The organism is Microbacterium meiriae, from assembly GCF_040685015.1.
GTDB classification, from domain to species: Bacteria; Actinomycetota; Actinomycetes; order Actinomycetales; family Microbacteriaceae; genus Microbacterium; species Microbacterium meiriae.
The window spans coordinates 619283-632774 of record NZ_JBFBHD010000001.1; the positions used below are offsets into that span (position 1 = coordinate 619283).

General features: G+C 68.8%; 15 protein-coding genes and 3 tRNA genes. 9 read left to right on the forward strand and 9 right to left on the reverse strand.

Annotated features, from left to right (window positions below):
• Window positions 1-2: 2 nt before the first annotated feature.
• Window positions 3-1352, reverse strand: coding sequence for a M23 family metallopeptidase (locus tag AB0N68_RS03200; RefSeq protein WP_280564874.1), 1350 nt, complete (start codon window positions 1350-1352; stop codon window positions 3-5).
• 211 nt (window positions 1353-1563) lie between these two features.
• Between AB0N68_RS03200 and AB0N68_RS03205 the strand changes: the two genes are divergently transcribed.
• The 5 genes from AB0N68_RS03205 (at window position 1564) to AB0N68_RS03225 (ending at window position 3212) form a co-directional block, all read left to right on the forward strand.
• Window positions 1564-1636: transfer RNA gene (locus tag AB0N68_RS03205), tRNA-Glu, on the forward strand.
• Window positions 1637-1667: 31 nt separating this feature from the next.
• A tRNA-Asp gene (locus AB0N68_RS03210) sits at window positions 1668-1741 on the forward strand.
• Window positions 1742-1809: 68 nt separating this feature from the next.
• Window positions 1810-1882: transfer RNA gene (locus AB0N68_RS03215), tRNA-Phe, on the forward strand.
• A gap of 170 nt (window positions 1883-2052) precedes the next feature.
• The gene (gene relB, locus AB0N68_RS03220; RefSeq protein ID WP_280564767.1) at window positions 2053-2628 is read left to right on the forward strand and encodes a type II toxin-antitoxin system RelB family anti-toxin; all 576 of its coding nucleotides are present in this window, start codon (window positions 2053-2055) and stop codon (window positions 2626-2628) included.
• On the forward strand, window positions 2628-3212 hold the full coding sequence (locus AB0N68_RS03225; RefSeq protein WP_259953593.1) for a hypothetical protein: 585 nt from the start codon (window positions 2628-2630) through the stop codon (window positions 3210-3212). The genes relB and AB0N68_RS03225 overlap by 1 nt, the downstream gene beginning before the upstream one ends.
• A 62-nt stretch (window positions 3213-3274) precedes the next feature.
• Here AB0N68_RS03225 and AB0N68_RS03230 read toward each other — a convergent pair whose 3' ends face one another.
• The 4 genes from AB0N68_RS03230 to AB0N68_RS03245 all read right to left on the reverse strand — a co-directional run bounded on the left by AB0N68_RS03230 (window position 3275) and on the right by AB0N68_RS03245 (window position 6347).
• The gene (locus tag AB0N68_RS03230) at window positions 3275-3814 is read right to left on the reverse strand and encodes an RNA polymerase sigma factor (RefSeq protein WP_280564763.1); all 540 of its coding nucleotides are present in this window, start codon (window positions 3812-3814) and stop codon (window positions 3275-3277) included.
• On the reverse strand, window positions 3814-4395 hold the full coding sequence (locus tag AB0N68_RS03235) for a hypothetical protein (RefSeq protein ID WP_280564761.1): 582 nt from the start codon (window positions 4393-4395) through the stop codon (window positions 3814-3816). The genes AB0N68_RS03230 and AB0N68_RS03235 overlap by 1 nt, the downstream gene beginning before the upstream one ends.
• Before the next feature lie 117 nt (window positions 4396-4512).
• Window positions 4513-5568: an alpha/beta hydrolase gene (locus AB0N68_RS03240; protein WP_280564759.1), complete on the reverse strand. Its 1056-nt coding sequence runs from the start codon at window positions 5566-5568 to the stop codon at window positions 4513-4515.
• A gap of 35 nt (window positions 5569-5603) precedes the next feature.
• Entirely contained in the window at window positions 5604-6347 is a 744-nt protein-coding gene (locus AB0N68_RS03245) for a phosphotransferase (RefSeq protein WP_280564757.1), read from the reverse strand.
• A 107-nt stretch (window positions 6348-6454) separates the two neighbouring features.
• On the opposite strand from AB0N68_RS03245, the gene AB0N68_RS03250 reads away from it, so the two are divergent.
• Window positions 6455-6892, forward strand: coding sequence for a hypothetical protein (locus AB0N68_RS03250; protein WP_268777651.1), 438 nt, complete (start codon window positions 6455-6457; stop codon window positions 6890-6892).
• Between the two features lie 3 nt (window positions 6893-6895).
• Here AB0N68_RS03250 and AB0N68_RS03255 read toward each other — a convergent pair whose 3' ends face one another.
• Entirely contained in the window at window positions 6896-7741 is an 846-nt protein-coding gene (locus AB0N68_RS03255) for a transposase (RefSeq protein WP_280564753.1), read from the reverse strand.
• A gap of 43 nt (window positions 7742-7784) precedes the next feature.
• Window positions 7785-9110 (reverse strand): FG-GAP-like repeat-containing protein, encoded by a 1326-nt coding sequence (locus tag AB0N68_RS03260; protein WP_280564752.1) that lies wholly within the window; start codon window positions 9108-9110, stop codon window positions 7785-7787.
• Between the two features lie 166 nt (window positions 9111-9276).
• On the opposite strand from AB0N68_RS03260, the gene AB0N68_RS03265 reads away from it, so the two are divergent.
• The 3 genes from AB0N68_RS03265 to AB0N68_RS03275 all read left to right on the forward strand — a co-directional run bounded on the left by AB0N68_RS03265 (window position 9277) and on the right by AB0N68_RS03275 (window position 11748).
• A complete protein-coding gene (locus AB0N68_RS03265) occupies window positions 9277-9582 on the forward strand; it encodes a DUF7882 family protein (RefSeq protein WP_280564750.1) in 306 nt (101 codons plus the stop codon).
• 36 nt (window positions 9583-9618) lie between these two features.
• Window positions 9619-10143 carry a hypothetical protein gene (locus tag AB0N68_RS03270; protein WP_280564748.1) on the forward strand — a complete coding sequence of 175 codons (525 nt, stop codon included), beginning with the start codon at window positions 9619-9621 and terminating at the stop codon, window positions 10141-10143.
• Between the two features lie 201 nt (window positions 10144-10344).
• Window positions 10345-11748, forward strand: coding sequence for a coiled-coil domain-containing protein (locus AB0N68_RS03275; RefSeq protein ID WP_280564746.1), 1404 nt, complete (start codon window positions 10345-10347; stop codon window positions 11746-11748).
• Window positions 11749-11812: 64 nt separating this feature from the next.
• Here AB0N68_RS03275 and AB0N68_RS03280 read toward each other — a convergent pair whose 3' ends face one another.
• Both AB0N68_RS03280 and AB0N68_RS03285 read right to left on the reverse strand, forming a co-directional pair.
• Window positions 11813-12925 (reverse strand): fatty acid desaturase family protein, encoded by a 1113-nt coding sequence (locus AB0N68_RS03280; protein ID WP_396654844.1) that lies wholly within the window; start codon window positions 12923-12925, stop codon window positions 11813-11815.
• A 106-nt stretch (window positions 12926-13031) separates the two neighbouring features.
• A complete protein-coding gene (locus AB0N68_RS03285) occupies window positions 13032-13310 on the reverse strand; it encodes a hypothetical protein (RefSeq protein WP_187663200.1) in 279 nt (92 codons plus the stop codon).
• Window positions 13311-13492: the final 182 nt, after the last annotated feature.

Below are 13492 nucleotides of genomic sequence, written 5' to 3' on the forward strand. Positions count from 1 at the left end.
CGTCAGACGGAGATGCCCTTGCTCGCCATGAAGTCGATGGGGTTCGTGTAGCGGCCGTTGATGTAGACCTCGAAGTGCAGGTGGCAGCCGAAGGAACCGCCGGTGTTGCCCGCATAGGCGATGACCTGGCCGGCCCGCACCCACTGGCCGTTCCGGACGGCGAACCCGCCGGGCTTGATGTGCGCGTAGCCCGTCGCGATGCCGCCGCCATGCTGGATGCGGACGTAGTTGCCGTACCCGCCGTTGTAGAAGGCCGCGTCGACGGTCCCGGAGTGCGCCGCGTAGATCGCCGCGCCGCAGCCGTTGGCGAGGTCGACGCCGTAGTGCCAGCTCGACGAGCAGCCGTTGGCGTTGCACTGCTGCGAGCGGGGGCCGTAGCCGGAGCTGCGGTAGCCGCCGTGCGGACGCACCCAGCCGCCGCTCCCCGGCGTCCCGCCGCCGCCGCTGTTGCCGCCGGCGTTCGCGGCGGCCTCGGCGGCTTCTCGGCGCTTGCGCTCCTTCTCGCGCTCCTCGACGCCTTTCTGGTACCCGGCGACGGTGGTCGCGGTGGTGTCCTTCAGCGCGGCGAGCTGCGCCTGCATGGTGGCGAGGTTCGAGGACTGCTCGTCGAGCGCGGCCTGCGCGGCGTCGGCGGCCTGCTGCGCCGCGACCATCTTCTCTTCGGCGATCTTCTGCAGGCGGTCGCGCTCGTCACGCGCGACGACGGCCTGATCGCTGAGGGATTGCGCGGAGTTCCGCGCGGCGACCGCGTCGTTGTAGACGGTCTTGTTGTATTCGAGGAGCTTGTCCATGGAGCCGAGGCGGGCGAGGAGTTCGTCAGCGTTGGCGGCGGAATCCGCGAAGAACAGCTCCAGCGAGGTGTCGTCACCGCCGTTGCGGTAGAGCTGGGCGGCGACCTGGCCGGCCTTGCGCGCGGACTCGTCGGCGACGGCGGCCTGCGCGTCCGCCTTCTCCTGCAGGGAGTCGGCCTCGGCGATCGCGGCGAAGTAGGCCTGCTGCGCGTTGTAGAACTGGGTCGAGGCGACCTCGGCGGCGGCCTGCGTCTCGGAGACCTTCTGCGTGAGCGACTGGATCAGCCCCTCGATGCGCTTCACCTCTGCGGCTTTGGAGGCCTCGTTCTGCTTGGCCTTCTGCACGTCGTCCCAGCTCGGATACGACGCGGCGTGCGCGGCCGTGACACCGGACGAGATGCCGAACGCGCTGAGGGCGACGACGCTGAGCGCGCCGAGTCCGAGAGCGCCGCGGCGGCTGATCCCGTCGCGGAAGAGGGTACGGCGCTCCGCCGGGGTGGGCGCACACCCGCAGTCCGCGGATGCCGCGAGTGCCGCATCCTGCGTGGTCTTCTCGTTCACACGGCCCCTTCCGCCGGTTTCACAGATGCCACAGTAACAACAACTTTCACACCAGCACCAGACTCCTGGAACGGCGCGAACGGCATCCCCGGCCCCTCCATCGTCCCGCTCGAACACGCCCGGGGGAAGCGGGTTCGGGCCTCGATTCGCGATTTGCCCGGATGATCCCTTATGCTTGAGCGTCGGCAAGGAAGTCCCCCGGGACTGACTCGGCCCCATCGTTTAGCGGCCTAGGACGCCGCCCTTTCACGGCGGTAGCACGGGTTCGAATCCCGTTGGGGTCACTCCATCCGATACAATTGAAAACACCAGTATGGCCCTGTAGCGCAGTTGGTTAGCGTGCCGCCCTGTCACGGCGGAGGTCGCGGGTTCAAGTCCCGTCAGGGTCGCTCCGTGCGACGAGCTCTTTCTTCGGAGAGGGCTCTTCGTCTAGGACGCGGCAGCATAATCGCCGCGCGGCTCTGTAGCTCAGTTGGTAGAGCGTTCGACTGAAAATCGAAAGGTCACCGGATCGATGCCGGTCGGAGCCACACGGCTGATCATTACAATCAGCCCAGAAACCCTCGCCTAGCTTCTACATGGCGGGGGTTTTGCTTTGCCCTGGAACGAACAGGGCGTGGCTTACCGGATCTGAGGCGTCGCATCCTAATCCCAGCCGACGTAGAATATGGCTCAGAGGACATTTTTACGGGGAGGCGACGTGACCAACGCATCAGTGCTCGTGCGCGCTGCGCGGAAGAGCAGCGGGCTCACGCAGAAGGACCTCGCCGAGCGAACCAACGTCGACCAAGGCCGAGTATCTCGAGTGGAAGGTGGCCGCGAGGCTGAGTTCAGCACAGTCGAACGCTTCCTCCGTGGCGCCGGCTATCGCCTGTACTCCGCACCAACGCGACGGGACGACGCGGCGACCATCGCGGCGGCGATCCGCGGGTACCTGCGAGCGGGTGACAAGCACAGCGCGCTTCGCGAGTTCATCCAGCTGAGCGACAACCTCAACGCCGAGCACGGCCTCGTACGCGGGGTCCTCGGTCTCGCGGAGCCCGAGCCGACCGGCGACCGCGTCTGGGACGCCGCCCTGGCAGCGCTCGTGGATTTTCGCCTCCGCGAGGAGGGGCTCCCCACTCCGGCGTGGGTCGACGCCCCGAACAGGCGGGTCCACGTGCCCCGTACCCTGGACGTCGATCCGGCGGATCCGATCCCGGCACCCGACGACGTGCCCGCGGAGTTCTTCGAGCGTGGTGTCCTTGTCTGGCGAGACACGCTGACGAGCGTCTGATGGCTGACGCCCTGAACCGCGACGACATCATCGCCGGCCTCCGCGACCTGGTCGGCGAGCTTCATGCCGCTGGCGAAGTCGCAGGCATCCGACTTGTCGGTGGCGCTGCGCTCGTTATCAGGTACTTCGACCGCCGTGCCACCGGAGACCTCGATTCCCTTCACATCAACCCTGGAAGTGACGAAGCCGTTCTCGCCGCGGCCTCGCGCGTCGGAGACCGACGAGGGTGGAGCGACGGCTGGTTCAACTTCGCTGTGGAGCACGCGGATTCCGTGCCGACGTTCGGGCGTCGAACTGTCGAGTGGGAGACGATCTACGACCGAGATGGCGTCATCATCCAGGTCGCCTCGAAGGGCGCGCTTCTCGCCATGAAGCTCCGCGCCAACCGACCAGGACGCGACGTGGACGACATTCGTCAGTTGCTCACCCTCTGCGGCATCACCACGTTGGAGGCGGCGGAGGCTCACTACGAGGACTTCTACCCGGGCGACGGTCTCAGCGATCGCGCTATCGGCATGGTCGAGCGGATCCTCGATGGCGGCCTGCCGACAGCCGTCCCCTCCCCCGGCCCCATCCATCTCTGACCCCTGAGGAGGATCGCCCCTGCGGTCCCCATCGCCGCACGTCGTGGGGTACGGCGCATCCTCTAGAGGTCGGACTCCACGGTGAGGTCGGCCCGAAGCCTTGCTCGCGCACGCGCGTATCTGCTGCGGACCGTCGCCGACTTCTTCCCGAGGATCGTCGCGGCTTCCCTCAGGGAGAAACCGTCCCAGTGGACGAGTTGGATGATCTCCCGGTCCCCCGCTGGAAGTGCTTGGAGCGCGTCCCACACGTCGTCGCGCACGGGACGAGTATCGCCGCTGACGAGCGCTTCGCCTCTGAGCCTGTCGCTGAGTTTCATCCGGCGAGATACGGCACGTCGGTGGTTGGCGAGCACGTTGCGGGCTATCCCGAACGCCCACATCCGCGCTTCGACGGGCGCTCGTGGCATCGCGTCGACCTTGCGCCACATCGTGAGCAGCACCTCACCGGTGAGATCGGCAGCGTCGTCAGTGAAGACGACCCTTCGTGCGAAGTACGCGAAGAGCGCTCGCTTGCTCTCCTCGATCAGACGCGGCAGGTCCAGCGTCTCGTCGCTGAGCATCGAGGCCAGAGCTTCGACGGACTCGTCGGGACGGCCCGACATCAGTGCCGCACCCAGGTGCACGTCGACGTTCCTGCTGTACCGACCCCGACGCCGTCGAGCAGCTCCGCCGGGATCTCCTCGATAACCGCGGTCACGATGCCGGTGGAAACAGTCGCCTGGTCCAGGTCCTCTCGGCTGAGTGTCGGATCCACGTCGGGGTCGCCCACGGAGAGGGGGTGCTCCTCGCCGAGGTCGTATCCCCGCTGGCCGACGCCCGTCCAGTCGTGGGATGCGATCCACTGTTTGGCCTCGGTGACGTTCGTGCCGTCCCAGGAGGTGACGGCGAGCGAGTACGTGCATTCGACGGCGTTGCCCTCGTCGGTGACGTACGTGATCGGGATGACGGCGTCCGGAGTGAAGTTCGGGGCAACGTAGACGGCGGCTGCTGTCGCGAGAATCCCCACGCCCAGGAGGGCGCCGACCACGACGGCGATGCGTACACCGCGGCGACGACGCGGCGGACGCGCATGCTGCTCTGCCACGTTCCTCACGACTCGTTCCAACGTCGCGTCAAGGAGTCCCTGCGACTCCGCCCACTTGTCGTGCGGAGTGAGCAGCCGGTTGAGCTGTGTGTCGTCCATGGTTCCTCCGATGATCCGTTCACTACCACTCATGTCCGGTCCTGGCCGAAGTGTTGCATCGACGATGCAGAATCTGGGTTCGGAGAGAGGGGAGAACGGGACGGGTGGCCCGCAGACCTACGTCGGCACGGGTGAGTCCGTCGAGCCGTCCCCCCTCGCGTTCCCCGCGGCGACCGCGTGCGGCAGCGCGTGGGTCACGAGGCTCACGAGGAACTTCCCCGGCTCCTCGAACATGCACAGGTGTGCGGAGTTCTCGAACCAGACGACGTGCGTCGCGGGCGCCGTCACGGTCTCCAGCCAGCGGGCCACCGGTCCGGTGGGGGTCGTCCAGTCGTGTCGTCCGAGGAACTGGAGCATCGGCACCTCGAACGCCGTCTGATCGCGGGCGTCGAAGCCGAGCAGGGCGGGCAGCACCTCGGGCATGGTCGCCCGCTGCCCGACGCCGATGAGGCCCAGGTCGGCGTCCGTGTAATACGGGGACAGCTCCTGCGACTCGGTGAAGTACGCGAAGTCGGAGCGATACGCCGAGAGGCCGCCGTAGTACTGCGCCCATCTCCGGCAGGTCACGATGCGTTCGACGGTCAACGGCTCGTCACCGGGGTACTCCCCGAGTGCCCGCAGCTCGGAGACCGCCTGCTCGTTCCGATCCGCGACGGCACTCCGCATCGCGTGGCGGAAGCTCTCTTCCTCGTTCTCGGGACCGGAGATGACCTGGCCGACGCCGACGTACGCCCAGAGCAGGTCGGGACGCCGCCGGGCGAGGGTGAGACCGAGGACCGTCCCCCAGCTGTGCCCGAGGACTCCGACCTTCTGCACGCCGAGCTCCCTCTGAACCCACGCGATCAGCTCCGCGAGATCGTCGACGTACCGGTCGACGCTGAGGTCCATGCCTTCGGATACTGCGCTCGCGGACTTGCCGCTCGCGCGCTGGTCGTAGTTGACGACCGTGAAGTACTCCTCCACGCTTCGTTGCCAGACCCACGACGAAGGCAGCGACGGGAGGGCCGGACCGCCGTGACAGACGATGAGCACGGGGTTCCGTATGCTGCGGCCGCGGATCGAGACGAACTGGGAGACACCGCCGAGGTCGACGTACGCCGTCCTGTCGATCGACTCCGGGTTCGGGATCCGGCAGAGATCCGCGATCACTGCGCGGCCGAGGTCGTCACTCATGTCGATCACCATAGGAGAATCACACCGGCGGAACGTCACCCGAGCGCGCGCTGCCACACATCCCGATGCGCGGTGACGTAGTCGAGCACCGCCTTCCAGTGCGCCCCGTGACCCGTGCGGTACATCGTCCCCCACGGCTCGCGTCCCGCCTCCGCGGACGAGCGCAGCAGATCGAGCATCGCCTGCGTGCGCTGGCGCATCATGTCCGGAAGCTCCGCGCGCAGCTCCTCGTCGGCACCGTATCCGTTGACGAAGGCCGCCAGGTCGTCGGCGGAGCGCTGCGGGTCGCGGGCCGGATCCGGAAGCGCGAACGTCTGCGCGGAGAAGGCGAGGTCCCAGGACCGGGTGCTCGGGGCGGCGCCGTCCCAGTCGATGAAGACCCAGCGGTCGCCGAGCATCAGGTTCCACGGCGCCAGGTCGTTGTGGCAGATGAGATCCTGCGCCGGCGCTGACAGGGGAGGTTCCCAGACCGCATCGGTGGCGGGGACATGGCGCGCCGACACGTCATGGATCCGCCGGACCATCCCGCCCACGCGGCCCAGCTCGGCGGCGGAGAGCGGTGCGGAGTCCATCGCGAGCGTGCCGGGGACGAACTCGATGATCTGCCGCCCCTGCGCGTCTCGACCGAGCGGCTCGGGCGCATCCACTCCGCGGTCCCGCATCGCCTGCACGTAGGCGATCACGTGCGGGGTCGCGGCCGTCCACGCCTTCCGGACGGTGTTCCCCGCCCGCACGACGGGTCCGCTCGCGTTGCCGCCCTCGAGGACTTCCTCCCGCATCCTCCGAGGGTACTGGAGGCGCCTCCGGGCGAGATCACTCCCGATGATGACGAGGGATACCTCCCCCGACGGACGCCGTTCGCCGCGCCCGTGAGCAGAGTGGAATCATGACACGACGCACCCTCCTCCCCGCTGCCGCCCTGCTCCTCGGTGGCACCCTGCTGCTCGGCGGATGCGCCGCCGTGGAGGGTCTCGTGCACAAGCAGTCGACCAGGACGTTCGATGACGTCGACGCCTTCCGCGCGGACGCGCCGGTCGATGCGGACTGGGTTCCGGAAGACGCGACCACGCTCACGCTCCGGACGTCGACGATCGAGGACGCCGACGACGCCGTCCTCCTGTTGGCGAGCACGGCCAAACTGCCGGAGGACTGCGTGGAGACGGAGCGCACCTCTGCCCCGACCTGGACTCTGGACGATGCCCCCTCCGCGTACGAGGCGAGCACCGTCTTCGTCTGCGGCGACTGGAGCGTCATCCCGTCCGACGACGGCTGGTTCGGATGGACGCCGAACTCCGACGAGGAGAAGACCGCCGCCCGAAGCTGACGCTCAGAGGCCGTCGAGGGCCTCGCGCGCTGCCTGCACGGCCTTGGCAGCGGTGTCCTTCTTCTCCACGGCCACGGTGCGCCTCTTCTCCGCGGCGGGACGGTCGCGGTCGACGCGGTCGGCCTCCTGACGCAGCTGCTCCAGCTGCGCTTCCAGCTCGGCGATTCCGTCGGCCAGCTCCTCGGCGCGGTCGTGCAGCGCCTGCACCGCCTCGTCCTCCTTCGCGAGGGCGCGCTCCGCCGCCGCGAGGTCCTTCTCCGCAGCAGCCACCCGACGTTCCGCGTCCCTACGTTTCCGGCGCTCCTGCAGTTCGTCCGGTGGACGCGGGGGTTGGGGCTGCAGTGCGGGGAGCGTTCCGGCCACCGCGTCGCGGATGTCGTCCGCCGTGCCCGAAGGTTCCAACGTCCGCACGAGACGTCCGGACGCCACGGCGGCCGCCGCGTCCGGGGCGAAGAACGCCGCGGAGATCGTCTGCTCGACCGCATCCCGCGTCGCCGCCGTCACTCGTTCTCCGCGGGAGCCCGCGAGGTCCGCGGCGGTCTCGGCGAGCCGCCGGGTCAGCGCGCGCCGCTCCCGGCCGAGCTTCGCCAACGCCGCAGCGTCCAGATCCGCCTGCGCCTCGCGCAGCTCCGCCGCCAGCGCCAGGGCCTCCCCGAGCTGCGCGGCACGCTCCTGCGCGAAGACGTTGACGACCCAAGCAGCCACTGCCGGCTTGCGCAGCGCCTTCACCTCCGCGGCGAGCGCACGATCGTCGAGGTCTTTCGCCCGCGCATTCCGGGCGGCGGTGAACTCCTCGGGCGGCCCGGCGTAGAGCGCCGCCGCGATGTCATCGAGGGTCGGAGCGGCCATGCGCCCACGATACGCGTCGGCGGGGGACGTTCACGCGACGGGGCTATTCGATCGCGAGGTAGTCCGCCGCATCCGAGGCCATGAGGATCCTGGTACCGAACCCTCCGGCGCCGTTTCCCGGATAGAGATAGAGCTGTCCTGCGGCCGTGCGCGCGACGAGGTCTGCACGGCCGTCCCCGTTGTAGTCCGCGCCGCCGGTGACCTCGGTGATCTCCTGCCACCCAGTCCCGGCCTGACGCCAGGTACGCAGGCCGGACGCGCCGGTGTAGAGCCTCAGCACGCCATCACCGGCGACCCCGATGAGGTCACCCCGTCCGTCGCCGTCGAAGTCTCCGGCGACGAGGTAGTGGAAACCCTCCCAGCCGTTGCCCACGGTGACGTTCGGAGTGCGGAAGCCGCCCGTCCCGTTGCCGGGGAAGATCACGAGGGTCCCGGTCGGGGACACCCCGATGACGTCCTGCCGTCCATCCCCGGTGAAATCCGCACCGGATGTGACGTGACGCATTCCGTACCACCCGGCTCCCGGGGTGGTCGCTGCGCGGAAGCCGCCGGCACCGTTCCCGGCGTAGAACTCCAGGGCGCCGTCGGAGCGCGCCACGAGGATGTCCGCATGGCCGTCTCCGTTGAAGTCCGAGTGGGTGATGTGCCGTCGGGAGTTCCCCCACCCGCCTCCGAACAGCGTGGTCGGGCCGGCGAGGCCGCTGCGCCCGTTCCCCGTCCGCAGCCGGAGGTCCCCGTTGCCTGCGACGACGAGAAGATCGGCCTTTCCGTTACCGGTGAAGTCAGCGGTGTCGATCCCCGCCGAATCGCTGGCTCCGAGACCGGGGAAGAACAGCGGGATCGTCCCACCTCGCGTGACGTTCGACAGGCAGGTGAAACCCTGGTTGATCTGGGAGTAGACCTTGCCGTTCAGCCACACCTCGAAGTGCAGGTGGTAGGCGGCGGAGTTGCCGGTGTTCCCGACGACGCCGATCTGCTGCCCGCGCAGGACCTTCGTGCCCGGTGCGTACCAGCCGGATGCCGCCATGTGGGCGTACCGGGTGACGTAGCCGCCCGGGTGCTGCACATCGACGTAGTTGCCGTAGCCGCCGTTCGACGTGCGGCTCTTGATCACACCGTCGTACGCCGCCAGGATCGGTGTCCCGCCGTTCCGGGAGATGTCGATGCCGTCGTGCGCGCGATAGTTGCCGAGGCAGCCGTCTCCGACCTTCGACTGGATGTTGCCCGAGGCCGGATAGACCATGTAGCCGTCGGAAGCGGCGACCGCGGAGCCGGTCGTGGTGAGGGCCGGCACCAGGGATCCCAGCACGATCGCGAGCACGGCGACGATCCCGATGCGACCAAGACGCAAGCGGGACGTGCGCTTCATCTCGAAGTTCTCTCTTGCTCGGCGGCCCCAGGGGACGTGGTGTCCTCCGCGGTCACCGTACCAAGGGCGGGCGTCCGGCGACGCGAACGCCACCCCCTTCGCTCCCGTTCCGCTGCTCTCGCGCCCCGGACGGGGTGAGACCCCGGAGGGGTGTACCGTCAGCATCATGGGAAGACTCCGGTACGACGGGCACTCGGATCCGATCCTCATCGACGATGAGACGCTCGCGCATCTGAAGATCGTCATCGCCACGAAGCTGCGCCGACAGGAGAGCTTCATGATGACGTGGCGGCCTCTCGAGGGCGGCATCGACCGGCGGGCGAGCGTGTGGATCCACCCCGCCATCCCCCTGCAGTTCGGCTTCGACGACGCGGAGCCGCCGACGGTGGACCCGCACCGCATCCAGCAGATCGTGCAGGCTCTCAACGCCTCCGGCGATCTTCACCTGGACCACCTCACCGACCCGCGCTGACGCGCTCCGACGTCCGGTACGGAAGGGGCGCTGCCCGTGGACACCGCAGTGATCCCGGCTCTCTTCGTGATCATCCTCGGCCTCATCGTCGGAGCGGCGTTCCTGCGGGGGTGGGTGCGGCGCAGCGCGTCGTCCGCGGGACAGCGTGCGGGCGATCGGTACACCGCCGCCCGCACGGAGGAGATCCTCGCCGATCTCGGCGCCACGCTGGTCGTCCGCGACTCCCCCGCAGCCGCGGCCGAGATCGTGCGCACGGTCATCGCGGACCGCGGCACGACCTTCTCTCTGCTCCCCGACGACGTATTGGGCATCCGCTTCGTGGAACCGGACGACACGGTCGCGCGACTGGTTCCGAGTCCCGAGGGAACGCTGTTGCGCGTCGAGACCTTCCGCGAGTACCTCGGCTTCCCGCAGACCGCGCCGCTGTGGCGGGAGCTGCGGGCCCTGGTGGCCGCGGAGGCCGCTACCCGTCAGATCAAGGTGGCCGACGGACCCGTCTCCGTGTTCGAGCGGGGCTCGGTGCTCGACGACCGCAACGCGCGCTGGTTCCGCCAGGCCTGATCAGCGTTCACCGGCCCCCGCAGATGGGGGTCACGATTCTCAGGCGACGCAATTAGGCTAGACGCGCGCCGCGCCCCGCGGGGACTCGGATGACGACCCGGTCGTGGCGCATGCCGGAGGCCTCCTCCTCCGTGCTTGCGATCCCGTCCACGGAAACGAAGTCCGCTTCGTGTCGCGGACACGCCAGAAAGGCTTGAACCCATGAGCGAATCCTCGGGCACTCCCCGCGACGACGAGCGGTCGCCGGACTTCTTCGATCAGCTGATCGAGACGAATCCCCGCGACACGTCGCCCTCATCCTCGGCCGCATTCACCATCGGATTCCGCGGCTACGACAAGGGCGAGGTCGACGCCGCGCTCGCATCGATGCGGGCCCAGCTCCAGCAGGCGGCCGACGAGGTGGCCGAGGCGAAGGCCCGCGAGGCCGAGTCCGTCGACGCGGTCAAGGCGGAGGAGCGAGAGGCACGGGAGGCCCTCGAGGCCGAGCTCGCCGCGGCGAACGCCAAGGCCTCGGACGCGGAGCAGCAGGTGGCGACGCTCACCTCCGAGCTCGTCGACATGCCGCAGGCCGACGGTGAGGAAGCGCCGTCTCGCCAGCAGTTCGAGGCGATCCTGCGGGTGGCCGAGGAGCAGGCGAACGTCCTCATCCAGAACGCCGCCGTGCAGGCCGACCGCCTGATGACCTCTGCCCGCGAAGAAGTCGCCGCGCAGCGCGCCGAGGCCGAGGCGGATGCCGAGCGCATCATCTCCCAGGCTCAGCGCGACGCCGACCAGGTGCGACTGAAGATGGAGACCGAGTACACGGCCCATGAGGCGCGCATCGAGCGCGAGGCCGCACACGCCGCGGAGAAGGTCAGCCAGGCGTCGCAGGAGGCCACGGCGATCCGCACCGAGGCCGAGAAGGGGGCCGCCGCGCTGCGTTCCCTCGTCACGCGCGAGACCACCCAGCTGCGGGCCGACGCCGAGCGCGAGGTACGCGAGATGAACGCCCGCGTGCTGGAGTTCGAGGAGACCCTCACCCGCCGGCAGGACGACGCGCAGCAGGAGTTCCTGGTCCTCCACAACCAGGCCGTCGCCCACGCCGAGCGCATCACGACCGACGCCAACGAGCAGGTGACGGCCTCGCTGGAGCACGCCCAGCGCATCTCCGCGAAGGCCGACGGCTACGAGAAGCTCATGCGCTCGCAGGCGCAGGCGATCGAGGCCGACGCACAGGTCCGTGCGCGGGACATCCTCGAGCGTGCCCGCGTGAAGTCGCAGAAGATCGTCGATGCGGTGACCGGCCACACCTCCACCGTCCTCCGCGACGCCGAGGACCGAGCCCGTCAGCTGCGGTGGCAGCAGCAGCAGCTCACCAGCTTCATGGCCGAGGTGCGCGAGCTCATCCGGCCCGACGGCATCTTCAGCGACGACAGCCTCCCCACGGAGATCGCGGTGACCGAGGCCACGATCGACGAGGACGACGACGAGAACGAGGACGACGTCGTCGAGGCGTCCGTCGAGAGCTTCCGCGGAGACGAGGTCCTCGACGACGAGCTCGACGACGACCGTCCGCTGGAGAAGATCACGATCGACGTCGTCGAGACGGACGACTCGAAGCGCTGATCCGCGCGGATACGACGAAGGGGCGAGCAGCTGTCTGCTCGCCCCTTCGTCGTCTCCGTGTGCGTCAGGCGCGACGGAGCTGTGCCGCCGCGGGGCAGTCGAACGGGTCGCGCGCCGCCAGGCCCACCCGGTTCAGGTAGGCGATGACGATCGCGTACGAGCGCCCGAGACTCGTCTCCGTGTACGGGATGCCGTTGGCGGCGCAGTAGTCGCGCACGATGCCGCGCGCCTTCGACAGGTGCAGCCGCGACATGTTCGGGAAGAGGTGGTGCTCCACCTGGTGATTGAGGCCTCCCATGAGCCCGGTGACCCACCACCCGCCGCGGATGTTGCGCGACGTGCGCACCTGCTTCGAGAAAAAGTCGAGCTTGGCGTCGGGCGCGATGACCGGCATGCCCTTGTGGTTGGGGGCGAAGGATGCGCCCATGTAGACGCCGAAGACCCCGAGCTGCACACCCAGGAACGCGAAGGCCATGCCGACGGGCAGCAGGAGGAACAGCGGCACGAGGAGGACGGCGAACCGCAGCACGATGAGTCCGAGCTCGATCCAGCGACCCTTCACGTTCTTGCGCGTCATCAGGTGCTTCAGACCCAGGAAGTGCAGGTTGAGCCCCTCCAGCGTCAGAAGGGGGAAGAAGAGCCAGCCCTGCTTCCGCGTGATGAGCCGGACGATGCCACGCGACTGTGCCGCATCCTCCTCCAGGAAGGAGATGGTGTCGACCTGGATGTCAGGGTCCTTGCCGACCTGGTTCGGGTTGCCGTGGTGGCGGGTGTGCTTGGAATCCCACCAGTGGTAGCTCATGCCGATGATGCCGGCGAGCACGCGGGCCAGGCGGAAGTTCGCCGGTCCTGTGGAGAGGATCTGGCGGTGCGCGGCCTCATGGGCGAGGAACGCGACCTGCGTGAAGACGATGCCCAGGGCGGCGGCGATGAGCAGCTGGAACCAGCTGTCACCGAGGAGCAGGAATCCGGCGACGCAACCGGCGAAGGCGACGACCAGCGCGGCGCCGACGAGCGAGTAGAACACGGGCGTCCGCTGCAGGAGCCCGGTCTCCTTCACGACCTGCTGCACGTCCCGGTAGGCCCGGGCGAGCGGCGGGAAGTCCGCGTTGCCGGCATAGGTCTGACGGACGGGCCCCAGAGTGGCGGTGACGGACGGGGAGGGTGAAAGGGAGATGATGCTCTCCTGCCGATCGGGAGCCCTTGAGCTGAGGTAGCCAAGGGCGGATGCCGATCGCTGTGGCCACACTAACCGCGCCCGCATACGCGAGCCGGCATACGAGTCAGGCTCGCGCCCGCCGCATGCGCCGACGGCGGGGGCGCGGGCGAGTCGGCGACGCCGCGGCGCGCTTCGGCTCGTTCGCCTCGGCGAGCGCACGGAAGGCGTCGTCGAGGGAGGGGAAGGATCCGAGATCGGTGCCACGCTCGTCGCGCAGTCGGTGCGCGGATCCGTCGAACTCGACGAATCCGGCGAATTCGCCGTTCCGGGTGGCGACGTGCACGTCGACGTCGGCCTGCTTCCAGGTGAGAGGGGTGGACGGAGGGATGGTGGTGGTGCTCATGCTCATGCTCATTGCTGTGGGGCGGGCGCGCTGTCGCGCTCCGCACGTGAAGAGACCGAGGGCGGATTCCGCGCGCGTCGATGTGCGTGGTCCGTGGATGGCCCTGATCAGTGGCGACGAGGCGGCCGAGAGGGGGCGAAACGCACACGTTGCACGATCAGTCTAGCAGATCCACGGAACCA